The following is a 26,176-nucleotide window of genomic DNA, read 5'->3' as shown; positions in this document are numbered from 1 at the left end:
ATGAGAGCAAGGGCCTATCAACGCAAGATCGATATCAAGAACGGGCGGGTCGACCTGTCCCACGGCGCCGGAGGGCGCGCGATGGCGCAGCTGATCTCCGGCCTGTTTCACGAAGCCTTCGGCAATGAATGGCTCGCCCGCGGCAACGATCAGGCGGCCTTCGATGTTGACGCCGGCAGGATGGTGATGACGACCGACAGCTATGTCGTTTCGCCGCTGTTCTTTCCCGGCGGCAACATCGGATCGCTCGCGGTCCACGGCACGGTCAATGATGTCGCGATGGGCGGCGCGCGTCCGCTCTATCTGTCGGCAAGTTTCATCATCGAGGAGGGCTTCCGCTTCTCGGATCTGAAGACGATTGCGGATTCGATGGGCGAGGCCGCGCGCGCAGCCGGCGTTTACATCATCACGGGTGACACCAAGGTCGTCGAGCGTGGGAAGGCGGACGGAGTGTTCGTCTCGATGACAGGGGTCGGGGCTTTGGCCGATGGGCTCGATCTCTCCGCCGAGAAGATAAGGGTCGGAGACCGCGTGCTGGTCTCCGGCAGTCTCGGCGACCATGGTGCGGCGATCATGTCGAGGCGCCAGAATCTCGCTTTCGAGACCGAGATCGCCTCGGATTCCGCAGCGCTACATGATCTCGTAAGTCTAATGGTTGCGGCCGGCGGCAGCAGCATCCGGGTGATGCGCGACCCCACGCGCGGCGGTCTTGCGGCGCTACTCAACGAGATTGCGCATCAGTCGGGCCTCGGGTTCCGTCTGCAGGAAGAGGCCATTCCGGTGAAGCCGGCGGTTGCCGCCGCCTGCGAACTCCTTGGGCTTGATCCGCTATATGTCGCCAACGAGGGCAAGCTCGTTGCCATCGTGGCGCCTGACATGGCCGATGCTGTGCTTGCAGCTATGAGGGCGCATCCGCTCGGGCGCGATGCGGCTGATATCGGCGAGGCCGTTACCGACAATCATCAGTTTGTGCAGCTGTCAACCAGCTTTGGTGGCGGGCGAATTGTCGATTGGCTGTGGGGAGAACAATTGCCGCGGATCTGTTGAGCACAATTGCAACTTCTGCCATTTCGTTGTTGCCTTGAGGAGATCGCCCGGGCAATTCCCCGTAAAGCACTCGTTCCGCCTCGAGCGCATCTATCAAACCGAAGATGCGGGATGGGCCTCGAAAGCAGAATGGTCGTCGCACCTCAAATCATCACATAAGCACTGCTTCAACATCAGTCGTGCAATAAAGTCCTTCTCTTCACAAGCATCAAACGAGTGTCAGGGAGTGGCTATCTCTCCTACTATCATCCTAACCGATTTACCTTAGCATGGACGGGATGCAGAGTTCTGGGCTAACGCCGATCGTTTGATATGGCGCAAAGACACAGGGGGCGCGCAGCGGTTAGGATGATTCTATATAACGCCTGGGAAAGTAACCTTTGCAGACCTCAATCCAGAAAAAGTATTGCGATGCCCGCCTGCCTTGGTACACCATCTATCCAACCGTGCCAGAGTTCTCCGCGGAGGTCGGTGCACAGGATTGTGAGAAATGGCTGAGGCGCCTGCCGCCTGACGAGCCCGTGTCGCTCTATCTCCACATTCCGTTCTGCCGATCGACCTGCTGGTATTGCGGCTTTCCTACGGCCAGCACTCGCCGGGATGCGCCGGTCCTCAATTATTTGTCGGTGCTGCGTGAGGAGATCCGTTTGGTCGCGGAGCAAGCGCCGCAAGCGCTGCCCGTGAGCGACGTGCACTTCGGCGGCGGAGCGCCGACCCTCATCGCGCCAGCGGATTTCCTCGCTCTGATGGAGCTCCTGCGCCGCTGCTTCGCCTTCAGGAAAACGGCTGCGATCGCCGTCGAGATCGACCCGCGCACGTTCACGGTCGAGATGGCCGAAGCCTTAGGAGCAGCCGGCGTGAACCGCGCGAGCCTCGGCGTGCAGAGCTTCGATCCCATTGTTCAAAAAGCGATCAACCGGGTCCAGAGTAAGTCGCAGACCGCCGCTGCCGTCGATAATCTTCGCCAGCACGGAATAAGCCGCATCAATTTCGACCTTATTTTCGGCCTCCCAAATCAGACGGTGCAGTCCTGCGTCGAGAGCGCGACGATGGCGGTCGCCATGCGCCCGAACCGGGTTGCGGTTTTCGGCTACGCGCACGTTCCTTCGTATATGAAACGTCAGCGCCTGATCGATGAGGCGGCGCTGCCGGACAGTGCTGCCCGCGCCGACCAGGCCGCGGCCGTGGCCGGTACGCTGGTCGCTGCCGGCTACCTCCAAATCGGGCTTGACCATTTTGCCTTGCCGGACGATGAGCTCGCTCTGGCGCAGAAGGCCGGTCGGCTGCGGCGTAATTCCTTGGGTTACTCGGCTGACACCTGCAAAACCCTGATCGGCTTCGGCACGTCGGCCATCGGCCGTCTCGGCGACGGTTACGTCCAGAACGATGTTGCAACAGGCTCCTACAGCGGGCACATCAGAGCAGGCCGTCTGGCGACGTCAAAAGGCTACCGTCTCACCGATGAAGACCGCGTCCGAGCCGCGATCATCGAGCGGCTGATGTGCGATCTGGAGGCCGACGTGCCGGCAATCTGTACCAACCACGGATTTCATGCGGTCCCTTTTCTGGATTCAGCTGAACGCTTGGCGATGCTTGCCGAGGACGGGATAATCGACATCGAAAAGGGTTTCATCCGCGTGAGGCAGGAGCACCGCTTTGTGATTCGCGCTGTTGCTGCCGCATTCGACGCTTATCTCAACCGTTCACCTTATTAACAAGCAGCATAAACGGATCCAAAAGCAACACCGTTTCGCGCTAACAGGACGGCGCCTCGACCATATAGAAAATGTTTCTATGCAATCTGAGCCAGACTGCCGTCGTTGCGGCAACGATCTCGACGGCCTCGGCGAGCCTCACGTTAGAGGTCCTGGCACTGCCGTAAGCTTTGGCGCCGCCGTAATCGCCCGGCAGGCCGCTTGGGGAGAAACGATCAACCGCGTCGAGCGGGGGTTGGCAAGCTGGAGGTCTGTGGCACCTGTCGTCAAGGCTCGTCCGCCTTCGGTCCTGAAATCAGTGGCGCGCCCCCGACGGAAACCGGCCCTTGTGGTTTAGTCGATCGCACGGGTTTCTTGGCCGACTCCGAAACGGCATGGCCAGGACGAGGAACATGAGGAGAAGAAGCCGTGGGTGTCGGGTTCTGCAGCGAGTCGAGTCGTGAAGTGAGAGCTGCGATTTGATCCGACATTCGTGTTAAATCGGCCAGCTGGGCATTGATGCTGCGGTTGAGTTCCGCGAGCTCATCGCTAGTCTTCTGTTGTCCCGATTGAATCTCCGACAGGGTCGCTCTGTCCTCAGGTGACAAGCCTGGCATTGGGCCCACGTCACGGGCCGCCGACGTCTCGACAAATTGTCCGACATTAGTCCAGAAATAGGCTCCTGCAGCGCAGAGGCCAACGAGGACAATTACGAGCAGTAAAACCCACGGAACGCGTTTCGACGAGGTGTGCAATGACGGCGGCAAGTCCGAACCGGTCGCTTCATCCATCATCTCCATCATCCCTCGCTCGATATCAGTATTGGCTTTGCTCGTTGACGCGCTATCACACGATGGTCAAGAGCTGCAACGAGCCGCAACCATCGACAAACCCTTATCCGCAAGTTGCCCTCTTCGTTTTGTCATCTCCGCCTATGATCGGCGCGATGTGATACTCTTGGCGCATGGTCAGCTCCTACATCATAGCGCCACTGCAAAGCAATATTCTCGTCTTCATCCGTCATCGCGCAGCATTTCCTCGCCATTCAGAAAAAGCCTGCAAACAATCTTCCATTTGCCGGCGCGCGTATGCGAACCAATCGTTGTTTCCTGAATTATCATTCCGACTCGTGAGCCAGGCCTCCCCATTGGCCCTGGCCCGCAAGTCCATCCCTTGGCGAAACACGCCACTTAGAGTTCTGCGAGCTGGCAGCCGAGTCCAATCTTCACGCGCCGGAATAGTCGGCGCGTGCTCAAATACTCTTGAAAGCTATCTGGCCGGGCGCAGTCGAATACCGAGCACATCGCCGACTTGGTCTAGCCAAATTACACAGAAAAAGATTGGGAAAAACACACCCGTTCGGCGGGGCCGGCGGTCGGCATAAATCTGCAGGATCAATGACGCCGGTCCTCTCGCCTACGGGACCGGCTTCCTGTGGATGATCGTTAATGGTCACCGCAACGACGAACTCGGCCAACTTCTTGCCTGGGCCTATCCGGGCAACCCTCAAAAACGTCGCTTGAGCACGACGTTAATGATGCAGATCAAAAATCGCGGTTCAGCTGCGTCTCCGCCGAGAGATGCGCGCGTAAAGAGCTGAGTGGCTGCAGCGCTCGCGAGTGACCGACGCCCGATTTCCGGAATGATAGTAGCATCGGCAGAGTTCTTCTAGCTGCCGAGGAGGCCTCATCCCGAGCAGGCCACGATCCTGCATCGATAAGCAACGCCTTGCGACCTGGTCAACTACTAACGTTAGCAGTTGGTGGAGATGACGGACACATGGCAATCGGCGGTTAATGAAGGTTCGCGGCGGGTCGCACTTTAAGGACTGGGATGCAACATAGAACTGGCCACTCCAACGGCCCTGATGGATGCGCCAGCGCGTTTGTAGCCGTCAAATCGGCTCCAGCCGCGATTGCTCCCTTTTTATGGAAGCCCATGATGCACTTTCTGGCGCGATCGCCGAGCGCACAGGTTGCAAAGGGGCCTTCGGCCTGTCAGTTGCCTCGTCTCTCGGTTAACGCGATGCCAGCGAAGTATCATGGAGCGAACGCGTGGTCGCTGGCGCGCGAGCCCTGTCTTCTGATCACTGCCATCTTTCGAAGGAGACGTCCTCTTCGCCGTCGAATGCCGAAATCCTCATGCTTGTAGTGGAAGAGGTGGGTCGCTCGCAGTGTATTGGTGGCGAGGACAGCAAGGCGCCGCCCACCCGTCCTAACTATCTCGCGGAGCAAAGAAGCCGAATAAACCCGGCCGCTTTCGACACGGCGGCAGCGCAGCAGAACTGCCTTGGAGCAGTCGACTAGCTCGGCCGCGTTATGGCGCACTCGACACGTGCTCGCCGATCAGGCCAATAGCTCGCCGGCCGGTGACGAGGCTCGGGAGGCTCAGCGGGTAGACGGGCCGATTGCTGCCAAGCGTCAGCCCCGCCTCCAGACACTAGAAGGGTAGGGGGCGCTCCGGGCAAGTTAGGCCGGAGCGCAATCTATTCGAGACTAGCAATTCGGATGTGGAGTTCACTATGCATGGTTACTTTGTCGTGGCGACCGCTGTGACAGACGTTTTCAGCTTTCGATCAACTACGAAGCAAAGAGGGCTTGCTCTCGCACTCTCCCTAGCTGCGAGCCTCGTCGGCAGTTCGGCGCCGGCACAGACTGCCAATGGGCTTAAGCCAAAACGCAACATTCCAGATGAGGTTGCTAAAAGAGGAATTGAGAAGGACTCTGATTCCGCCACAAAATTCCAAACCCGCCAGCTCACACGAGCAACGCGTCTCGTCTCTAGCTCAGCGCTAGCACAAAATTCCAGTGTGCCTGCCGCAAAGCGCGGCAGTGCGGATGAAATTGCTAAGAACAGAACTCAAAAGGAGATCGACCCATTCGCAAAGTTCGAGAACCTCCGCGAAAAAGGTATGTGGCTCAATATCCCTGGTCCTGCCGATACGATAGATCAGGATAAAGGCGGCGTTAGATCCGCGCTGGCAGACGTCGGGATTGGCTACGTTGGCGGGACAGTAGTCAGCGTCATAGACAATCAACTGCCAAATGCAGCCAGAGCCACCACCGCCAATCAGCTATATATGGGCCAGAATCCGACATTTAGTACCGTAAATTTCATGATAGTGACCTACGATCTCAGCCGCTTTGGAATTCCCGATGGTCAGATCATCGTGGGAGCCGAGCAGCAATACTGGACATGGAAACCCGGCGGGCCAGATAGAGCAGGTCTCAATACGTTGGCCTACTACCAGACGTTCTTCGACAGGAAACTCGAACTCAAAATGGGCTACCTCAGAAATGTAAATGAGTTCGCAGGCACATTGGTTGGAGGGAATGCAGGAGCAAGCGTTTTGGCGCCCTCGTCGAATATCCTGTATCAAGCTGGTATGAGCAACAATGCCGCGCCTACGCCAGCTCTCAACGTGAAGTACAATTTTGATGATCACCTATATGACAAGGTCTCAATCCAGCGCTCAATCAGTCCAGACGGTCAGTATGCGCAGATCAGCGAAAATCCCACCGCCTTAAGCTGGAGCACCGCCAACACAGGCATTCTTTTGCTTGATGAAGTTGGCTACAAGAACAAGGCTGCTCCGGGCGTACCTGAGACCTGGTTGCGGGCGGGCGCCGGTTTCAATAACAGCAGCTACAAGAACTTGCAGTATCCGCAGCAATCGAGAGCCGAGGCGAACAGCGTCTACTACGTCGCAGCGGACAGGCAGCTCTGGCAGGCTGATGTACAGGGCTCGGCATCTCGTGGTATCTATGGTGGGTTCTCTGTAATGTACGCTCCACCTGACTTAAACAAAGTCAGTCAATATTACGAGCTTCGTCTCTATGCGAAGGGACTGTTTGACAGCCGGCCCAGTGATCAGATTGCTATTGTTGCCACTAACACCGTCTGGAGCAACTTTGCAGTGGACGCTGCCTTGGCTAAAGGGAATCTCGTGCATCGCGACAGCACAGCGATCTTGGGTACCTATACCGCGCATCTGGCACCCGGGATATATGCAAGTGTAGGACTGGCATACATCAACAACCCGACGAGCATTACACACACACGCCAAACGGGACATGCTCTGAATTTGTTGGTGTCTACCTCGATATTCTTCTAAGTCCTCAAGGCTAGTCAAGTGACTCTAAAACCGAACGGTTCATGACCAAGGCGACGATTATTGGTTTCGGCGCGATCGCGAATCTCATTCGGGAAGCGTTCTATACGGCTGGTTGAGGTTCGACACCGAGCGCTCTTCTGATCACAATCGTCGGATCCGCCCCGCGAGGCCGACACGTTCGAGGTAGGCCCATGAGCATCGGTCAAAGGCCGGCGCCAACACTGTCCGATTCACCCCAGAGAGTGTTGCAAAAGTCGAAAGTCGCTGGGTTCAGAAATTGTCGCGAAAAGCACTAAGCAGCGAGCGATCGCTGATCGTATGATCTTAACCGCATTATTGAAGTCGCCTGTAAAATTTTGCGTGATGCAGTGAGGTCCCTCACATTTGTATACGGAAGTCGCGCCCACGGCCTGCAGAATTGCGGTCATCTGCGAAGATCGACCTTTGCAACACAATCCCCCACAGCGGACGCGCGTCCTTAGTGATGGTCTTCGGCTTGGGGCCGTTAGCCGGCGTTCAGTTCACCCTAATCACGGGGGCCCTGCCGCGGCAGAGGATTGTTGGCGGGGTTGGTATCGTACTTCGATATTCGCGTGACGAGCCCGCTAGTGGTGAGCGGTTGCAAGTCTGCCTCCAGCGCGTCGGCAATCTCTTTGGCATAGATCTCCCGATCGTCTACGTGGAGTGCAAAGGATTTCAAATACTTTTCTTTTTTCGCTGGATTCTTGATCGTCGCCTTTGTCCACTGGTAGAGCGGATAGTTTTCGACGCCGTGCTCTTCTGCCGCGGCGACATACTCCGCAAAGGCATCGAACTGGCATTTCGGCGCGGCGCGATGCTTGGCAAGGATATTGAACAGCGGTGCCAGTGCCGGAGCAGGGAGCTTTCGGCCTACCGATTCCGCGGTGGCGGAATCATTCACATCGAACCTGACCTGATACTGCCAGTGAGAAACCACGCTATGCTCGCGTTCTGGTCGCACCCGATTTTCTCCTTTTGCCATCGCAAGGCGCTACCGCTTCCTCGCGAGCAGGTCCGGCGGCATGCATTGTGTCACAAGCTGCCGCAACGTCGGGCCAACCGTTGCGTTTGGAGCTCCTCATATTCACGGCTCTCGTTGGACGAACGAAAGTCAACCTCCTCCGGTTGATACGTGCCGCTGCCGATCTCCTCTGCCATCACTTGCCGGCACCTTGAGGCAACTCGCTTTCCCTCGAGTTGATTACCTCGGCCGTTGCGCATACGCGGTGGCCTATGCGTTGCGGCGTAGCGGTGTACGTACACTGCAGCGCCGACCGCGCTCTCGATGAGGCTCGCGAAACCAGATCTTCATCAGACCCGCACAGGCCGTTTGACCTCAACTAGTACAAGTAGAGAGCGCGGGAGCATAGTCTATAACGGCCGGATCTCCGTGAATGTGTGAACGCCTTGTGGGCGGCTGCTTGGTGACCTTTACGCGCGTTACACTGCACCGGCCATCAATGCTGACGGGCACGTCACCCTCGATGGTGGCGCGACGAACGATGCGATGCTGGTCGCCGTAATCATTGACTGCATAATGGTGCGTGGCCCGGTTATCCCAGATCGCAACATCGCCCGCCCTCCAGTTCCAGCGCACGGTGTTTTCGGGCGCGGTGATATGAGACTGAAGTATATCAAACAGTTTTTGACCGTCATATTTGGGGATGCCAAGAAAACGCTGTACCAACGCGCCGAGCACTAGCGTCCGCTCTTCGGTCTCGGGGTGGACACGCACGACGGGATGCTCAGTCTCGAAGATGGTTCTGGTGAAGACCTCGTCAAAATGCTTTTTATCGACCTCGCGGACTCGGGCCATTCCGGCATAGTCGAAGACGTTGCTATGAACGGCCCAGAGCTCGTCTGCAAGCCGTTGCAGTGGTGGCGGCAGATCGAGATAAGCCGCGGCGGTGTTCGACCACACCGTATCACCGCCGAATAGTGGGATCACAACGGCCCGCAGAACCAAAATCTTGGGATAGGCATCGGCGAAGGTCCCATCGGCATGCCACACATCGGCCCGGCCACCACCGCGAGCGGAGTCAAGCTCGAGGAGCGATGCCGTTCCCTTGGCAACGCCGAGCATCGGATGCGGCACCAGCTTCCCGAAACGGGCGGCAAATCGCTCCTGCTCGGCGTCATCGAGATGACCTTGGTTGCGGAAGAAGATCACCTTGTGGTCGAGCAGCAAGCTGTTGATTGCAGCGATCGTCTGATCCGGCAAATCGCTCGAGAGCTTGATGTTTCTGATTTCCGCGCCAATGCGCGCTGCGCGTTTGACGACATCGGTACGCGGAATGACATTCTCGATTGAGATCGTTTCGTTCATGGGTGTTCCAGCCTTTTCGGTTTCTTCACCAAAGGAACTATTCAGCTGCGGGGCTGAATGGGGAAGGGCTGTATTGCTTAATCATCAGAACCCGCGGAATCGGCGGCTTGGTGCGCTGTTCGTGCGACGCAAAATCGGCCGCGCACCTATCGTCCGTACCGTTGTCGATGGGATGCGCCCGAAACTCGCCGGTCTCCCGTGCTTCGGTGCAGAACTAGCTTGATTGAGGATCGACGTGCCGGCAGGTTCAAATTCGAAAGTTTCATCGAGACTGCCTTCGATCATTGGTTTGGTGAAACTTCTCTAGGATCGCGATAAGATCTCGTCCTTCCAAAAAGATACGAATCGCCTGGTGGCGTGCGGACCGCTGGTGACGTCACCGCAGACCTCGCATTTAGCGAGTGATCTCCAGCAAGCACCGTGCCAGCCGCGAAAACGGGCCGCGAACGAGGCAAGAGCGCCAAAGAATCGGGAAAACCCGGCGCGACGGTCACCGGATTAGGCGATAATTCGACCAGATAGCTTGCTAGTCTCGATGGCAGCGCGCGCGAAGAAGCAGAGCCTAACGATACGTGAGGTGGGCGCCAACGGCACAGGGGCGTACGATCGTCAGCAATCCGTTCGGCCCAGCACGAGAGGCGATAGTCATCAGATGACCTTCCATCTTTCAACATCAGGCCACGTCGGGTTCAAGACGGAGATGTCGGAGATCTGACAACCTGCAGCGTTGATCCCAAGGGATCTGTCGGCTGCGCGTGTTTTCTCTCGTGAAGCAAGGCGCACACCAAATTCCGGAACCATCGCGGCACCCCTGACCTCGATGCGGTGGCACCTGTCATTCTTCAGCTGCTCCGGCGATAGCCGACCGCTCGATGCGCGTAGACCATCGAGTTACGGGGTGCTGGTCGACAGTGCCGCCGGCACATTGTTTGCGCTCTCCGCGAGTGATCGAATATCGCGTCACCAGAACATCGCGATTCACGTTTGCTCAGGTTATTCTCGCGTGACCCCGCCTCGTTGCTAGTGTTCTGTCCCGCAACTTCGTAGCATGACTATTGCATGAATTCGGAGTATCCCGATGAAGGAGGTACCGATGCGCACCGAACGGGCGAAAGGCGATGCTGACTATTTCCAGCGACGAAGACACGCAGCTTACGGCCATAACACGGTCGCGCTCGCTGTCTCGGCGCTGACGCAGCGAACAGGGATCGTGCTGGCCTGCCAACGTGAACCGAGCAACATCGTCTTGGCGACCCGGCTTGGTGGTCGGCCCCATAGGATCGGCAACTGGCCCAATGGCGTCATCGGAAAACACATCGCGATCATCTACGATGAGACGCCCACCAGTGGACCCGGCACGGTTGAGGATGAGGCTGTGGCCGAGCTGATCAGCAAGACACGTGCGCGCAGGCCTAAAGCAGCAATCCGTCGGAGTGTGCGCCCATCTAAAGGGACGGAAACTGCCAAAAGTACCGTTCATTGCCTGTTCCAACTCTTCGGTCTGCGGCCTCGCTGTACCCGCAGCTTTAAACCCTCGACGGATGCTTTTTTGTCGAGAAGTCACGCTTCCGGAAGATTGGGAGGCGATAGAGGAGATTGCTCGCATGAGTGACGGGCTTCAAAAGGGCAATGATGCGGCCGCGATCGAGGAGCTGCTCCAACTGCTGATCGGCATCTTATCGTCAGCAACGCGACTTCCGCGCGGCCCAGAAAGCGATGCAACGTTACTGCAGATAGGGGAACTTCAAAGAGGTGTAGGCGTGCTCCTGCTTAAGCGGTTTTACGATGAAGCATAGCGAGATCTCATTGGTGTGGGGCAGGGGCTCCCTGCGGATAATCTGCTTCAACTTACGACGGAGCCGCCTAAGGCCCGCAACGAGATGTCGGATCTCGCTGGTCGCCGATGGCTCCAGGCGAATCTACACCCAATCCATCGGCCGCCCAGAGGGGTGATAACCGAGATGGCGGGTCATCACCGATGGCGAGCTGTCCTATTCCAAAGAACTCTTCGATTTCTTGCATCATATGTCACGCACCGGGTGCCAAAATCCGAACAGTGCGCACTGTCGTGTTCCACGGGTCCTAGCATGACATGGAGTCGGCCCTTGAAGGAGCTCTTGCAGAAGCCCGAGCAGCACTCTCGCAGCGGCAGTCTCCGGCAGCCCTGACCAAGAGAGTGGAGGAGGCGGGCGGCTTAATCGAGCCGGCTGTGGTTCTCGGCAGGCCAAATATCAATTTCTTCTTCAACGTGCTGGTTTTTCAGATTCATAAAGCCGAAGCGAGGCGTGCAACTTCGGTTAGCTCGTGCAACCGAGGACTGGCCGGATGGCTTCATTGGAGACCTCAACAACAGTAGCTGATGCAGGCCGGCCGCAAGCAACGTGACGAATAGTGAACGAAGAATGTTAGCAAAAAAGCCCGATCGCCAAGGATTGCTGGCGAGTTGCGCGTGAGGCCGAGGTCCTCATCGACTTTGTGGTATGGCGAAGCGCGCGGTTCCGCGGCCCGCGCTCACAAATCAGACCCGAACTTTGAGCAGACTGCGTGCTTATCGTCTCATGCGCTGGCTCCGCCGCGATGCTTATCCAGTGCAGTATCGAGGCACCTGATCAAGTGCTGTCCGGCGAAGGGCTTGGCCAGGAAGCAAATCGCTCCGGCGCTCAGCGCACGCACGCGAACGCGATCATCGGGAAAGGCAGTGATGAAAATGAAGGGTGCACCGTAGCCATGGTCCCGCATATGTGCCAGCAGGTCCAAGCCGCCCATAATCGACATCTGCACATCCGCAATCACACACGATGTTCCGTTCAGGTGGGGCGAGCGCAAGAACTCCTCGGCCGACACAAATGTATGAACGATATAGCCGTGGGACTTCAAAAGGTTATTTATCGCAGCACGAACTGAACCGTCGTCGTCGACGATGGCAATGAGCGGAGGCGTGGACAAGACGATCCCCTCTATCGCGGGAACGGCGCTTGCCGAAGCACAGCCGCCTGGACAAAGGGTGCGCTTGCGGGATGAGATTGTAAACTCATACTTAGGCTTATTCGGGGTGGTTGGAACAAATTCCGAGGGCCTCAGCCATTCTGATTAAATCGGCCAGCGTCCGCGCGCCCATTTTCTTCATCACCCGCCCGCGATAGATCTTGACGGTAATTTCGGCGAGCTCGAGCTCTGCGGCTACTTGTTTGTTCATAAGCCCGGCGGCGACCAGTTTCATAACTGCCTGTTCGCGTGAGCTTAAGGTGTCGTACAAGGACTGCAGGTTCGCAACTGTCTTCTCAACCTCCCGCCTCTTGCGATCCCGTTCGGTCGCGGCGACGACGGCATCAAGCAGCTCCTGATCGCGAAACGGCTTGGTAAGGAAGTCGACCGCTCCACCCTTCATCGCCTTGACGCTCATTGGAATGTCGCCATGGCCAGTGATGAAAATAATCGGAATGTGAAGGTTCGACTTGGCTAGCTCGGTCTGCAGCTCGAGGCCACTCAATCCTGGCAGCCTGACGTCAAGGACGAGGCAGCTGGCGACCTCCGGAAGCTTGCCCTGCAACATTTCCTGAGCCGATCCGAACGCAGCAACGTCCAAGTTCACCGATTGAAAAAGATTCGAGAGCGAACGACGCATTGAGACGTCGTCATCGATCACGAACACGATCGCCCTTCCGCTGGGCTTCTCGACCTTTACGGTTTGGTGCGGCAAGTCGGAGCGCCCAGTCACGACACGACCTCCTTATGGAACGGTAGGACGAATTGAAACGTCGCGCCCGGCTCTTGCTTGCGAGCGATCGATAGGCTCCCTCCGTGAGCCTCCACAATCGAACGGCAGATCGAAAGCCCCATTCCAAGGCCGCTTGATTTAGTGGTAAAAAAGGGATTGAACACGCGATCCGCGTCGTCCTCGGTGATCCCTATACCGCAGTCAGTCACGGCGAGGTGCACGTGTCCCATATCGTCTCGAGATGACTGAATCATCAGTTCGCGCGGCCGGTCCCTGACCATTTGCATGGCCTCAATCCCGTTCATCACTAGATTTGTGATCACCTGTTGCAGTTGAACCCGGTCACCCAGGATCAGGGGGAGGGCCGGCGCCAACTCGGTCCGCAACTTCACCTGATGGCCGACAAGCTCCCGTGTCACCAGCGCGATTACCTCCTGGACGATGTCGTTGATATCGAGCGGCACCATCTCGATCTCGCCTTTCTTCGCAAGCGCGCGGATGCGGCGGATCACCTCGCTCGCCCGGATCCCGTCCTCGATGATCCACTCCACTGAGCGGCGCGCCGCGGAAAGATCAGGAGTTTCGCGACCAAGCCAACCCAGACAAGCCTCGCCATTGGTGACAATGGCGGCAAGCGGCTGATTTATCTCATGGGCGATGGAGGTTGTCAGCTCGCCGAGCGTCGTCACCCGCGTCACGTGCGCGAGCTCTGCCTGTGCCTTCCGCAGTTCTCGTTCGGCCTGATCTGCGCGGATGGTTGCGGTGATGTCGGTGCTGACGCCGCGATAGCCGAGGAAATTGTTGTCAGCATCAAAGAATGGCCTGCCGCTGGTTCGGACGTAAATTGGAGATCCCATCTGAGTGAGGGTGCGATAGATGAAATCGCGAAACGGAAGACGTGCATCGAGTGTCGCCCGATGCTGGTGCCACTTCTCGGGTTCTGCGTCGAAATCGCGCGCTATTTCCCAGCGAAGCAGTCCGACGACCTCTGAAGCCGGAAGGCCTGCTGCGCTGGTGTGCTCCGATAAAAGCGTGACCCGGTGGTCCGGCCCGGTCTCCCAGAGCCAGTCGGAGGCCGTTTCGGCGTAGTCGCGAAACCGCTGCTCGCTTTCGCGCAACGCAGCAAGAGCCCTTTCCAATCGTTCCCTGGCCGCATGTTGCTCGGTAACATCCATATGCGTTCCGATGAGCTCGCTGACGTTGCCGTCGCTGCCGACCACGGCGTGCGCAACGGAATGTATGCGCCTCATCGCGCCATCTGGAAGAAGGATTCGGAAATCATATTCGAAGTGTCCGCCATTGCGTATGATAGCCTGGCGCGGCACGTCCTGAAGTCGCGGCAAGTCGTCTGGATGGATACGCGACCGGATGGTCTCTATCGATACAGCCTGTCCCGGCTCGAAGCCAAACAGACGATCGGTTTCGGCGGAGCGATACACAAATTCGAGGCGGTGGACGTCCCAGGACCAACTGCCCGTGTGGCTAAGATGCTGGGCTTCGGCCAGATAGGCCTCGCTACGACGCAACTGCTGTTCCGCCTGCTTTGCAGCCGTAATATCCGTCACCGCGCCGATAAACTCGATATCACCAAAGGCGTTTCTAGTGGCTCGTACCACCGCGTGGAGATGCTTCACCGAGCCGTCCGGCATCAGCAGTCGGTATTCGTGCTCGAAATCCTCTTCGTTTGGGACCGCTCGTTCGATGGTCTCTCGCACGTCAGCCCGATCTTCTGGATGGGTTCGATCAACGACGAGTTGCGGCGTCGGTTGGGTCGACGGATCGTATTGGAAGATACGAAAGGTCTCCTTTGACCAGTGGACCTCGCCGGTGGCGACGTTCCAGCCGAAGCTGCCGGTGCGGCTCAATTCCTGCGCCTGGGCCAGATGGGCTTCGCTCCGCCGCAGGGCAGTTTCCGTCCGCTTTCGCTCGGTAATATCTTCGCAGGCAATGAGGACGACGAGCTTGTCGTCTGCGCCAAGCATGGCTTTGGCGCTCTCGCGCACCCACAGCACCGAGCCGTCCTTCCTGATCTTCTGGATCTCCCAAGTGTGCGATTGGCCAACTGTTTCAATGCACAGACTGACGCGTTCGCGAACAAACGGACGATCGTCTTCCAAAAATACGTTCAACACGGAATGCCCGACAAGCTCCGAGGGCGCATAACCGAGCTGTGTGGCGCCGAACGTGTTCACGTTCAGGACCATTCCGGTGGTATTGACGATGAAGTGCATGACGGGGCTATGCTCGAAGATTTCGCGCCACTGTTTCTCCCGGTCGCGCAACCCAGCCGCGCCGCGCCGGAGCCTCGCTGCGGCCTCAAGCGCAACGTTCCTTTCTCGGCGGACCTTTTCGATTAGGTGCGTTCCGACAATTGAGACAACAACAAAGGCCACAATCACAGGAAGCGTCTGCGGATCGTCCATCCGTAGATTGAAAGGAGGCGGCGCAAAGAAGTAGGCTGAAACAGCGAAGGGGAAGACGAAAAGCATGGCAGATGCGATGAGGCTGCCCATCAGTGGAAACACCAATATCATTTCCAAATAGCCGAACGCCGTCGCGGCGAAAGTGAAGGTACACCGAAGTTAGCGTCATCAACGCCCGCACAAAAAACTGCGTGAGCTTGCGAACTTGAATCCAGTAAGCTGATCACCCATCAACCTAAACTAACGAAAGCAGCTAGAGAACTATACGAATGTTTTAGGCTCCCTTGTGCTCGCACTGATTCAGCAGCTAGCGCTAGCATTGTCAGGCTGTCTCGGTACAATTAATCCATTTATATCAATGACTTGAGCGGAAGACAGGGTTCCGTGCTTTCGGGCTTTGATGACGCCGAAACAGACTTTCGTTTAAATGAATTGGCTGATCGAGGCGGCCATGAGGGCCCGTAGAACCCACACGGCAGTGCGGTTAGAACCAGTGGAGCGCGGCAGCCCGGCCGACACTTCGACCGAAAATAAGAAAATAAACCGAGCAACAATCAGGGAAAGCCTTGGGGGAGGTGTCTATCATTGGCCCGTCTAACTTAGGATTTGAAAAGGGCGTCGGCCAGGTGGCGTCGTCGACCTCACCGAGCCAGATCAGGACGCGATCCGGCGGCCTTGTTTCAATCCACGCGTGGATCTTGGGGAGGAGGCCGCCTCGGCTTCGGGCCACACAAGGATCTCCACTCTTTTTACCCCGAGACGTGCTGATGGACGCGTACAATCGAACTGCCATCGTGGCCTTGACGACAGGATCGAATCGGGCCGATCGCCGCGATAGCGGCCTTGATCACAGGTTGACCCGATTGTAGGCGGTCGTGCACAGCCCATATCGTTCCGGTAAGTAAAGCCCGCTGCCGCGGCCGAATAGATTTCATCCAACATCGCCACGACAACGCGACCACCATAGTGAGCTCCGCTTCTGCATTGTTTGGTTTGATGGATTGCGCTCCGACCTGTTTGGCCCGCCCCTGGGCACCACGTCGCTACTAAGCGACTGATATCCAGAGCTATTCAGTGAAATCAAGCACTTGGGGCTACCCGATTGGCACACACGGGTGGTACACATGCCCCTTGCAATGGCTCGTCCCTGGAAGCACCCAGAGACAGGCATCTATTGGCTGCGAAAGCGCGTGCCAGATGATCTGCTACGTGTTGCCGGCAAGCGCGAAGAGAAACGGAGCTTGGGTACGCGCGATCCGGCGGCTGCCAAAGGTCTCCATGCTGCAGCTCTAGCCGACGTCGAGCTGAGGTGGTCAAACTTGAGATCGCCTCCAAAGGCTCTCAGCGAAAGAGAGGCATTTGATCTGGCTTTACCGCTTGGCGACTGGTGGATTGCTCAGCATCGAGATAATCCGAGCGCCCAAAAGACGTGGAAGACTGAATTCGGCGACAGGGTACTCGCACCACTGCCCGTGATCAAAGATGGCGACCTAAGTTCACTCGATAGGCCCTTGGCTGCGGAGGGCTACTTCGATGTTAGGCAGATGGAACAATGGTGCCTTCAGGGTGCATCCGAGCTTTCTGAAGCTCGCGGTTTGCAGCTCGATGAGACTGGTTGTCATTTGCTTGCCCGGTGCATTGCGCGAGTAATTCAGCGGGCGAGCCTTCGATTGAAACGGCTGGCAGATGGCGAACCATTCGAAGCCATTACACCGTTCGCGATACATCAGAGAGCGTCGCCCGCATCAAGCCGAGAAACGGTTTCTTTCTCCAAATTGGTCGAAGGATGGACCGGTGAGCGACGCCCAGCCCTGAAAACAGTTTACGAGTGGCAGAGGCTAATCAAGCACACTTGGCCTCGTTTCTTAGGAACGAGAACGCGTCTGCGTTGACTGCAGACGATTTGCTTAGGTGGAAGTCCTCCATGGTCGAAGCCGGATTGAGGCCAAAAACGGTTCGAGATGCAAAGCTCGCACCCGTGCGTGCGATACTGCAATGGGGAGTTCAGAAACAGCTTCTTGCTGAAAATGTAGCCGAAAAGGTCACTATTGATGTTCGTGCCAAGCAGGGGGAGAAAAAGCGGAGCTTCACGGACGAGGAGGACCGATTAATACTGCGAGCGGCGCTGAAGGAGAGAGACCCTGTCCGTCGATGGGTACCTTGGATCGGCGCTTAAGCGACTTCACCCTGCCGCCGAGCCAATAAGCATTGCCCAGCTTCTCTTCCAATTCGACCTTATCTTTGAGCCAGTGCGTACCGTGGAGGAATGCGCCACCGCCGCCCGAAGTGATGAATTGTGTCACCCCGTCGTCACCGGCATAGCGGCTGTAATAGTGGGTATCTCCCGAAAGAACGATGGGCACTTTCATGTGATGCCTGGCCGCGCTCCACGCGATGTTGTCGACCACGCCAAAGGATTTCGAGCTCTGTTGCAGCGTGTAGAGCCACCCAGGCTCGGGACCACAAAGTATGACTCTTGAATCCTTCTCCATGCACTCGGCTATCTGATCAAAGTAGTCCTTCTGCGGCTGATCAACAGTGTCGTCGAGCTGGGCGTCCATTGCCCAGATCCACCATTTGTCAGTCAATTGCAGCGCAAAGTAACTCCTTCGTTGCCGCGCACGCCATGTGTGAAATCGACTGAAAATGTCCTTGTATCGCGGGCCGTTCCACATTTGCGAAAGATTCAGGATAGTGCCGAAAACCTCGGTATAGCTTTCCAATCCCTGCGTGTATTGGCTAATTACCTGAGTAGAATTGAATTGCTCTCATAAAATCGCCTTAGGTCGCGACGAAACGCGATTGGCGTATGCAGTCGGTGAACGCCGGTCAAGGCGTAGGAGGCGCAATTGAGTACCACGGTGTCCGATCCTGCAGGGGAAGGAGCGACGCACCCACGAGTGCAGTGGAGGCTGCGCTGGGAGAGTCAGTTGACGCTTGCCGACCATACCGAACTCTCCGACTTCTTCCGAAACACTTACGGGCCGACCGGAGCATTCAATACGAAGTCATTTGAAGGCGCTCGCAGTTGGGCCGGTGCGAGGCCCGAGCTCCGTGCAATCGCCTACGACGATCGCGGTGTCGCGGCTCACATCGGCGCGCTGCGCCGCTTTATAAAAGTTGGAAAGACTGATTTACTGGTCGCTGAACTCGGCTTGTACGGGGTGCGTCCAGATCTTGAGGGACTTGGAATCAGCCATTCCATTCGCGTCATGTACCCAGCACTGCGGGAACTCGACGTTCCGTTCGGTTTCGGCTCAGTCCGACCGGAGCTTCAGAAACATATCACAAGGTTGCTCGGCCGGCAGGGCTTGGGGAATATTCTGATAGGAGTTCGCGTGAAATCCACCCATCCGGATGTGTATCTGAACTTGCCGCCCACTCGGGTTGATGAGGACGTACTCGTCTTGGTTTTGCCAATTGCCCGACCGATGGGCGAATGGCCGAACGGTACGATGATAGACCGGAACGGACCAGAACTGTGACACACCTGACCTACGTGTCCGAAGCGCCAATGGCTCCGGCGGATAGTGTTATCTGCCGGACCGGTGGTACGCCGCGAAGGGCCGGAGCTGATCCAGTGGATGGGCACAGAAGGGCACGAAATCGCAAATCACATGATGAATCACCCGAACCTACCAGATCCACCTAGCAGAAGTGGAACATGAACTCCTAACGGCGAGCGGCCATCGGCATGGCAAACTACGCTTCGTTACGGCACACATGCGTGCGCCGTATGGGAATTGGGCTGACGAAGTGCTCAACACGCCAGGGAATGCACTTCAATTTGGTAGGCCGCGGAGACTGGTCTCCGGCCCGGGGGAGGGGGCACTCAACAACAATGGCGCGGAGATGTCGCGTGGTTGTTTGAGGCCGATCACATCTGGCAGCGCATCGGCGCGGGCCAACTGTGCATTCTTCCGTAGACGTAGGTCGGGAATTCATGACTCCAGACAACAAGTATCAATCACTACAACAGGAACTGGCCTCCGATGATCCGTGGGGGCTCAACGGGAATCCATTCGAGCGCGAGCGTCACTCGCAAATGCTCAGGCTATCGCTTTCGCAAGGCGCGATTTCACACGCCCTCGAGGTCGGGTGCGCGGCCGGCGCTTTTACGGAAGTACTAGCACCTCACTGCAAGTGGCTCACAGTCATCGACGTTATGCCGCAAGCGATTGGTAGAGCTCGCCTGCGCACAAAAGAGTGGTCGCACATAAACTGGATGGTTTCGGACGTTCAGCAGTTTTCGACCACCAAGCCGTTTGATTTGATCGTAGTGGCCGAACTCCTTTACTATCTTGAGAACACGGTCGAGATGAGTGCGATCATTCGCAAGTTGGTGCAGATGCTGGCATCAGATGGACAGCTGGTTTTTGGGTCAGCCCGTGAATGCCACTTGCAGCCGTGGCCATGCCGCTGGAGCAGAGACTTGCATCGCCATGTTGAAGAAATCGCTAGTCGAAGTCGAGCGGGTTCAGTGCCAAGGTCAGTCGGCTAACGAAGACTGCTTGATCGCCTGCTTTCGGAAGCCGCATTGATCGTTAGCACTTGCCTCCTGAGCAAAAAGTCCATCAGAATGAAACGGGGCACAATTTCTGACACGAGGACGCTGGCCGGCCTTTGTGCTATGAATTTGCCTGCCGCGCCGATCGAGCGGAACGTCATGGCACCGGCCGCAGAATCTGTTCCAGAGCGGAGCTTGCGGCCGGTTACGGGTCGCAAATGTCGGCACCATATCTAACTCATAGCCGGTGCGGCCCCAGCCCAGGGTCCTTTCTCCCGGCCTGGTGTCGTTCGTTCTGCCGCAAGGGCGGAGCGGGCCCTCAGCCGGCGCCGATCGCGGCAGAGCGTGGTGCATCTGGCGCGCTCCGCCTCTCAGCCGTTTTTCAGTGCTCGGTCAATGAGCGTCCGAACGCGTCGGACTGCGAGGAGGCCAAGCCTCGTTTGGACCGTACCGGACTTTACTTTATTGTCGAACGAGAATGAGTAATTCCAGCGGTCGATGCTTTCGCGTTCGAGGGTGTAAAAGACGCCGCGGTGAAAACCGCTATGGCTGGTTGATAAACTTGCGTCAGGCATGCACAGAGCTGAAGATACAATCGAGCGAGAAATCGCCGCAGAATAGTCAGTAAACGTGCTCACGCCGAGCTCGCATCACCACGGCCGTAGCCCCGGCTTGTCTGCATCAGGGCCGGGAGATGGTCAGGGTCGTTCTACGCGGCTGAGATGAGCGCCCGTAGTTGTCCAAGCTTGCGAGCTGCGGCCTCAGAGGCGGGCCGTCGTCTTGATGTACTTGTGCCCACACCACATCAACCCTGCGGCCGTTTTCTTCGACATAGAACTTCCATTCGTCGATCTTGATATCTTTGATAGCCTCACGATGGATCGCTTCCACAGCGTTCCGTCGGGGTTTAGTCCGCCGACATGTGTGATTCTTTCGTGAGTGTTCTTTCTGTTCGTCTTGTTGGTGCAACGAATGCGTGCGCGTTTGGCCATTCGAGTCTCCCCTAAATCTGCAAGCAGCTTAGATGAAGGCAGTCGATCAAGGCGGCCACCAATCCTGGTAGGTGCCCTGGAGTCCTTCTCCGCGATATAACTTGGCGGCACCCCGAGGATTACGCACCACCGCAAGTCCCGAAGGGCGAGGTGGTGAGCCTTGCTAATTCAAGGGCGAAGGCTGGCCACCAAGTTTGCGACGTGCGGTAGGACAGCGCTTTCATGGTCAATACGCGAGCGCCGAGTCATCGCCGCTAACTTCGGTGGCAGCGCTGGCGTGGTAGGGACAGCGTGGGTTCTCGCTCACTCAAGGCGGCGAGTCACGTCCGCGCTGCCTCCGGCTCCGATAACGCCTGAGTCGCTGAGTCGGGAAGCAAAAAGACCCGGAAAATTCAGCCAAATGGCGTTCGGAACGGGAACGTTGCAGGAACGTTAACATGCCTCTAATAACGGGGTTCAAATCCGGGGTCTGGGTGATGGCAGCGGTCTTCGATGTGGCCAAGTACATAACTGAGCGCGCTGGCGAACTGTCAGCGATGAAGCTCCAGAACTCTCAAGCTTGGAGCTTCGTTTGGATGAGCAGCACCTATTGTCCAGCGATTTCAGGGCCTGCGCGAACGGCCCCGTATTGACGGAGCTGTACGCGCGTCATCGCGGCAGGTTCAAGGTTGATGCATCGCTTTTCGGGGAAGCGGATAGCGGCCAACTCACACCTGACGAACGCGAGACCGTCAACAAGGTACTTGATTTCTACGGAGATAACACCGCGCACTGGCTCAGTAATCTCACGCATCAAGAGGCCCCTGGCTCGACGCTCCCGGCATACGCCTATCGGGCAAGCTTCCAATGCAATTATCGCGCAGGCGTGCCGTGCACGAATATTATTCGTCCCAGATGGGTAAGAAGAGCGACGCACGCGCCCGAAAGAAGGCGCTTGCCCAAGAGAAGTTTGATTCTACCAAAGCCAAATTCGTTGCGAAGGTTAATGGCAGCGATCAGCCGAGGCAGCGCGCTGCAAATCTTCGAGACTGCGGTAATCACAAGCGAGAATGCGGGATAGATCTGAGCCATCTTGAACAAGATGGAGTTGCGATGAGCACCCAGTCTCAGAAAACAACTGCTGGATACTGATCGCCTCGGATAGCGCATACCCGAATGGATGCGTCTAACCGGCACGTCACGCCCACGCTCTGGCCTCAAGTCAAGCGCGGCAGGCGATGGATGTGAAGACGTTTTGGGACACCAAACTTAGCAAACAACTTCACAAGGCCTTTCACGTGCACGAGAAGTTCACGGCATATACCGGCGATCCGCGCGTGTTCACTTGGGAGAAGACCGTAGCCGATTTTCCTCCGAGCCATGCCGGTGCAGTCAAGGCACTTCCACTTGCGAATACGGGCATTGCCGCCGCAGCCAGGAGCGACGGCCGTGTCGGAGACGGCGCACTGATGATTGAGGAATGGCAATCCAGAAAGCCCGTCATATTGCGTAACCATGAGGTCTACCAGCTCGCCGCCGGCACGCTTGATCCGGTAGCGGGCTTGGGCGATCTCCTGATCGTGAGCAACTATGCTCTAATGACCCGTCACAGTCTCGTCGTCGCGGCCTTCGGCGACCACCTGTTGGCTCGGCGCTACGATGATTCGGACACGCATCCCGACATGGTCGTCCTGACCGGCCAAGCACTGGAGCCACCTGAACTGCCGCTTCCGGTACTCGCGCCAAGAGAAAAGCTAGTCCGGCGCAAAACGTCGGCACGCTTTTCGCAGACCATGCCGTGCCTGTGCCTGCAAAAGTTGCAGGCCGTGAGCTCGCGGCCGTCCCGGAGTTCGGGTTGGTGCAGTCACTGCTCAAAGATGCCAGGTTCCTCGAGGTCAAGGGTAGAAGCGCTGAGCCTATCGCGATGGAGGGGCAGTTCTCATAACGCGTCCGGCCCTGCCGGCCCGCCTGCTATTCGTCAACTCGATAGATAAGCGGCTTGTCGTCGCAATCGATAAGACGGGCGGGCGCTACTTCAAACGTCTTCAGGTCAAACAACCATTCGCGGTCCTGGAGAGTCTTAATCCTGACGGCACGACAGCCCCGGAACTGCTAAGCCTTGAACCACTCAGCCATTTCCCGAGTCGTCGGAGCTGCTCGAAGTGATTGGCGTTCTCTTTGAGCTGCCGGGTACTAGGAAGAAGAGCTGAAATCGGACCTGCAGGCCAAGTCGCTACCCGCTGTCTACTTTGGAAACGGGCCGCCGGAGCGGTGCGGGTCCACTTGTCTTCAAGCTATAGAAAATCCAAATCGACATTCATTACCGGGTTGGGCAATGCCTTGCTCGATTCGCTGCACTAGGAACTCAGCCACATCTTCGGAGCTGTTCTTGAAATAAGCCCATTCCACCCTCATCGAGTGACCCCGACCAATGCCCGCGGCGCGAGAGCCTCCCTGAGCGAAGGTAGCGCTGAAGGATCGAGACCTGGACTTGCATCCTACCAAAACAAGGAGGCGACAGCACGATTTGTCTGTGGCACAAACATCTTGTGAGCGTTTGTCGAAATCTTGTGAGCGTTTGGCGAATGAGCGTTTGGCGAATGAGCGTTTCGCGAAAATGCGCGTCCCAGTAGCGCTAGCAGACTCGCTTCGGTGCAGTCCGACACTCACGTCGGGATTGGCGGTACGCAGACATTGGCGGCAGCTTGATAAGCTTTAGCGTGGAGACGTATTACTTAACACTCGAGTCAAGGAGACGAGCATGACGCAGCAGCCGACGTATGGACAGGGCCAGGAAGCCGAAGCCCTCAAGGAAGCAATTCGCGAAGTCGCCGAGGCTCAAAAAGCAACGCAGCTTGCTGTCGTGAACGAGAAACTGACGCGAATCGCACAGTTGCTCGCCGCTGTCCAAGTCTAGATCGCATGTGAATTCATTCGGTCCCACCCTAAGGCTGGGCGGTGAGGCTCAGCCTTAGGTATATTTTTGTCGATTTATCAACGGGTGTTTTTATTGACTACCGACTAGCTATTCATTTGGACCTTCTGTGAGGGAGCATGTCATCTGTTGGCGCTGATATCGTTGCTCGACGACTTCCTCATATCCTGGCTGCGCGAGAGCGACTTGAAAACCTCTGGGCTGCAGGTACCGATTACGCGCGGGATCTAGTCGAAGACGCGCGCTTGCATAACCGCCTGCTGCATCTCGATATAGACTTGACTGGCGAATGCGAACTAAAATGCTTCTATTGCGATCGTACCTCTGATCGACATAGCGACATGCCTAATCGCGTTGAATTAAGCACTGCTGAACGACTTGATTTGATCGCACAGGCGCATGCGATGGGAGCCACAACAGTAGAATTCCCAGGCGCAGGGGAGCCGATGGCCGATCGCGAGTTTTGGCAAATCGTCGAGAGCGTGCAACAGCACGGCATGACTCCCGTAGTGTTCACCAGCGGATACCATTTAGATGGCGCGGCCGTAGAGCGCTTATTTCAGCTGAGAGCAACGGTGTTCATTAAGCACAATTCCCACGATGTGGCCATCCAGGATAAGATGGCGGGGGCGCGAGGATACGGCGCCAAATCCAATGCTGCCTTGCAGACGTTGCTCAAGCGGGGATTCAACCGATCAATTCCAACGCGAGTAGCGATCGATGCGGTGGTCACGCCGCAGTTTAACGAGGATTTTGCTGAGGTCGCGTCTCTTCATCGTTGGTGCCGTCTCAACAACGTTCACAACTATATAGTGCCATTGATTCCTGAGGGGCGAGCAGATCGATCTTCAGTGCTTATCGAGAGAACGCGTGCTGATCATATCAACAACATGATACGAAAGATTGACGAGGAGGAATTCGGTCTCTCGTATCGTCCGTCTCGACCCATGACTGGCGGTTACCGCTGCCGACAAGTCAATGTTGGGCTGTTCGTGAACCTCTTCGGAGAGGTGTACGATTGCAACGGCTTGGGGCGTTTTCTCGGTCATACCAAGTGCGACAGCCTTCAAACGATTTGGAACGCAACTTTTGCGAGGCACATCCGTGAACCGGTGCAGGACGGTTTCTGTCTCTTGCGGGAGCGAGTGTGGGATACCGTAAGCTCATCTGGCTTGGAACGTAAGCTGGAATTCTATCGGAACTTTGAAGCGAGCCATGGAGAAGATGAGGTGGTGAATCGTGGCCTCAAGCAGTTTCGGAAGGCAGCGATCCTCGCTTCAAAGGCATGATGAACGGTCCTTCATGAGTTTCTCGCGCGACCACCTACCTGTCGTAGTCGATTCGACAGTGCCTTGGATTCGGGATCGTTGGACGACCGACGCGACGCAGGTGCGCCATGAGCCGGCATTTGCCTTCATTAGCGTCCCGTTTGATTATGCAGTCAGCCATCGCCCGGGCTGTCGTTTTGGGCCCGAAAAGATTTTGCAAGCGCTTGATGCCAGTAGTACCTATTGCGTCGACAAGCGAGTTTCGCTCTCCGACGCCACCTTGGTACGGTGCAAACCCATAGATGTCGTGCATTCCCTAGAGCAGACCTATGGGAGCATCCGAGGAGCTGTTTCCAGCCTGCCAAGATGCGTTCGGCCGATCATTCTAGGTGGGGATCATTCCATCACTGATCCTGCAATCAGGGGTGTGTTGGATCGGTTGAGTGATGGAAAGCTAGGACTGATTGTTCTCGATGCGCACTTCGATATGCGGCTACCCGTTCCAGGAAAAGAGCATTCGGGTCACTGGATGAGAACCATTTCCGACGTCATCGATTATCACAACGTTGCTCAGCTCGGGATCAACGCTCCGATTTATTCAGAAGAGTATATGCGGTTGGCAGAAACAAACGGAATGCTTGTCCTGACACCTTACGATATCCGAAAAATGGGGTGGGAGGCCGCTGTTGGCGCCGCTCTCAAGCATGTCAGCGAGGGAGCGGATGGAGTGTATTTGTCGGTAGACATTGATGCTGTAGACCAGGCTCATGCACCGGGAACGAGCGTTCCAAATCCAGGCGGATTTCTAGCTTACGAAGTACTGGACGTAGTGTTTGAAATTGCTGCCAGAGCGCATTTGCTTGCTCTCGACATTACGGAGGTAAGTCCGCCGCTGGACCGGGACGAGATGACATCCAAGCTAGCGGCGCAGATCGCCCTTAACTTTATGGCTGGCGTAGTTCGAAGAGAGGCAAACCGCCTGCGGACGGCTACTGACTGAGCTCGTTGCACTATGGCCGAACATCTCATTCTGGCTTCCTCACAAACTGCCGAATTCGCAGCCCGGCGATTTCCTAGGCGCCCGTTGACGGTCATTCCGGACGCCATTGCCTTAGAGACGTTCTTGGCATCATGCCAAGCGTCTTCGCTCAC

Annotated in this window: 17 protein-coding genes and 3 pseudogenes; 12 read left to right on the top strand and 8 right to left on the bottom strand. The window is 56.9% G+C overall.

Features of this window, described 5'->3' with window-relative positions; all coding sequences use genetic code 11:
- Both hypE and hemN read left to right on the top strand, forming a co-directional pair.
- The gene (hypE, locus tag LMTR21_RS26225; RefSeq protein ID WP_065754127.1) at positions 1–1,047 is read left to right on the top strand and encodes a hydrogenase expression/formation protein HypE; all 1,047 of its coding nucleotides are present in this window, start codon (positions 1–3) and stop codon (positions 1,045–1,047) included.
- Between the two features lie 380 nt (positions 1,048–1,427).
- Positions 1,428–2,762 carry an oxygen-independent coproporphyrinogen III oxidase gene (gene hemN, locus LMTR21_RS26220; protein ID WP_065754126.1) on the top strand — a complete coding sequence of 445 codons (1,335 nt, stop codon included), beginning with the start codon at positions 1,428–1,430 and terminating at the stop codon, positions 2,760–2,762.
- A 266-nt stretch (positions 2,763–3,028) separates the two neighbouring features.
- On the opposite strand, the gene LMTR21_RS26215 is transcribed toward hemN, so the two are convergent.
- A complete protein-coding gene (locus LMTR21_RS26215; RefSeq protein WP_246174250.1) occupies positions 3,029–3,544 on the bottom strand; it encodes a hypothetical protein in 516 nt (171 codons plus the stop codon).
- Positions 3,545–5,262: 1,718 nt separating this feature from the next.
- Here LMTR21_RS26215 and LMTR21_RS26205 point away from each other — a divergent pair.
- The gene (locus tag LMTR21_RS26205) at positions 5,263–6,855 is read left to right on the top strand and encodes a carbohydrate porin (RefSeq protein ID WP_084030714.1); all 1,593 of its coding nucleotides are present in this window, start codon (positions 5,263–5,265) and stop codon (positions 6,853–6,855) included.
- A gap of 526 nt (positions 6,856–7,381) precedes the next feature.
- On the opposite strand, the gene LMTR21_RS26200 is transcribed toward LMTR21_RS26205, so the two are convergent.
- Together LMTR21_RS26200 and LMTR21_RS26195 are read right to left on the bottom strand one after the other, a co-directional pair.
- Positions 7,382–7,813 carry a hypothetical protein gene (locus tag LMTR21_RS26200; protein ID WP_187399415.1) on the bottom strand — a complete coding sequence of 144 codons (432 nt, stop codon included), beginning with the start codon at positions 7,811–7,813 and terminating at the stop codon, positions 7,382–7,384.
- A gap of 483 nt (positions 7,814–8,296) precedes the next feature.
- Positions 8,297–9,202, bottom strand: a pseudogene (locus LMTR21_RS26195) (TauD/TfdA dioxygenase family protein); the annotation flags it as partial.
- Positions 9,203–10,280: 1,078 nt separating this feature from the next.
- Here LMTR21_RS26195 and LMTR21_RS26190 point away from each other — a divergent pair.
- Positions 10,281–10,814, top strand: coding sequence for a hypothetical protein (locus tag LMTR21_RS26190; RefSeq protein WP_141688390.1), 534 nt, complete (start codon positions 10,281–10,283; stop codon positions 10,812–10,814).
- Positions 10,807–10,998: a hypothetical protein gene (locus LMTR21_RS26185; RefSeq protein WP_141688389.1), complete on the top strand. Its 192-nt coding sequence runs from the start codon at positions 10,807–10,809 to the stop codon at positions 10,996–10,998. Before LMTR21_RS26190 ends, LMTR21_RS26185 begins: the two co-directional genes overlap by 8 nt.
- Before the next feature lie 760 nt (positions 10,999–11,758).
- Here LMTR21_RS26185 and LMTR21_RS26180 read toward each other — a convergent pair.
- The 3 genes from LMTR21_RS26180 to LMTR21_RS26170 form a co-directional block, all read right to left on the bottom strand.
- Positions 11,759–12,148, bottom strand: a complete 390-nt coding sequence (locus LMTR21_RS26180; RefSeq protein ID WP_065754122.1) for a response regulator transcription factor — start codon at positions 12,146–12,148, stop codon at positions 11,759–11,761.
- Between the two features lie 97 nt (positions 12,149–12,245).
- The gene (locus LMTR21_RS26175) at positions 12,246–12,920 is read right to left on the bottom strand and encodes a response regulator transcription factor (RefSeq protein WP_065754121.1); all 675 of its coding nucleotides are present in this window, start codon (positions 12,918–12,920) and stop codon (positions 12,246–12,248) included.
- Entirely contained in the window at positions 12,917–15,433 is a 2,517-nt protein-coding gene (locus LMTR21_RS26170; RefSeq protein WP_246174249.1) for a PAS domain S-box protein, read from the bottom strand. Before LMTR21_RS26170 ends, LMTR21_RS26175 begins: the two co-directional genes overlap by 4 nt.
- Before the next feature lie 1,034 nt (positions 15,434–16,467).
- On the opposite strand from LMTR21_RS26170, the pseudogene LMTR21_RS42015 reads away from it, so the two are divergent.
- Positions 16,468–16,608 (top strand): annotated as a pseudogene (locus LMTR21_RS42015) (DUF6538 domain-containing protein); the annotation flags it as partial.
- Between the two features lie 231 nt (positions 16,609–16,839).
- On the opposite strand, the gene LMTR21_RS40315 reads toward LMTR21_RS42015, so the two are convergent.
- Together LMTR21_RS40315 and LMTR21_RS26160 are read right to left on the bottom strand one after the other, a co-directional pair.
- Complete coding sequence (locus LMTR21_RS40315) at positions 16,840–17,070, bottom strand: hypothetical protein (RefSeq protein ID WP_065754120.1); 231 nt, start codon at positions 17,068–17,070, stop codon at positions 16,840–16,842.
- Positions 17,071–17,430: 360 nt separating this feature from the next.
- A complete protein-coding gene (locus LMTR21_RS26160; RefSeq protein ID WP_065754119.1) occupies positions 17,431–18,066 on the bottom strand; it encodes a hypothetical protein in 636 nt (211 codons plus the stop codon).
- A gap of 126 nt (positions 18,067–18,192) precedes the next feature.
- On the opposite strand from LMTR21_RS26160, the gene LMTR21_RS26155 reads away from it, so the two are divergent.
- From LMTR21_RS26155 to LMTR21_RS26125, 6 genes and pseudogenes are all read left to right on the top strand, one after another.
- Positions 18,193–18,828 carry a NodA family N-acyltransferase gene (locus LMTR21_RS26155; protein ID WP_065754118.1) on the top strand — a complete coding sequence of 212 codons (636 nt, stop codon included), beginning with the start codon at positions 18,193–18,195 and terminating at the stop codon, positions 18,826–18,828.
- 458 nt (positions 18,829–19,286) lie between these two features.
- A pseudogene (nodS, locus tag LMTR21_RS26150) lies at positions 19,287–19,884 on the top strand (nodulation methyltransferase NodS).
- Positions 19,885–22,059: 2,175 nt separating this feature from the next.
- Positions 22,060–22,815, top strand: a complete 756-nt coding sequence (locus LMTR21_RS26135; RefSeq protein ID WP_141688388.1) for a hypothetical protein — start codon at positions 22,060–22,062, stop codon at positions 22,813–22,815.
- Positions 22,816–23,582: 767 nt separating this feature from the next.
- Positions 23,583–23,738, top strand: coding sequence for a hypothetical protein (locus tag LMTR21_RS40310; RefSeq protein ID WP_156435719.1), 156 nt, complete (start codon positions 23,583–23,585; stop codon positions 23,736–23,738).
- Between the two features lie 137 nt (positions 23,739–23,875).
- Entirely contained in the window at positions 23,876–25,045 is a 1,170-nt protein-coding gene (locus LMTR21_RS26130) for a radical SAM protein (protein WP_065754114.1), read from the top strand.
- A 13-nt stretch (positions 25,046–25,058) separates the two neighbouring features.
- Positions 25,059–26,024, top strand: coding sequence for an agmatinase family protein (locus LMTR21_RS26125; protein WP_082650144.1), 966 nt, complete (start codon positions 25,059–25,061; stop codon positions 26,022–26,024).
- Positions 26,025–26,176: the final 152 nt, after the last annotated feature.

The sequence above is a fragment of the Bradyrhizobium paxllaeri genome, from assembly GCF_001693515.2.
GTDB lineage: Bacteria > Pseudomonadota > Alphaproteobacteria > Rhizobiales > Xanthobacteraceae > Bradyrhizobium > Bradyrhizobium paxllaeri.
The sequence above is the reverse complement of the archived record's forward strand: the minus strand, read 5'-3'. Positions and strand labels throughout refer to the sequence as shown.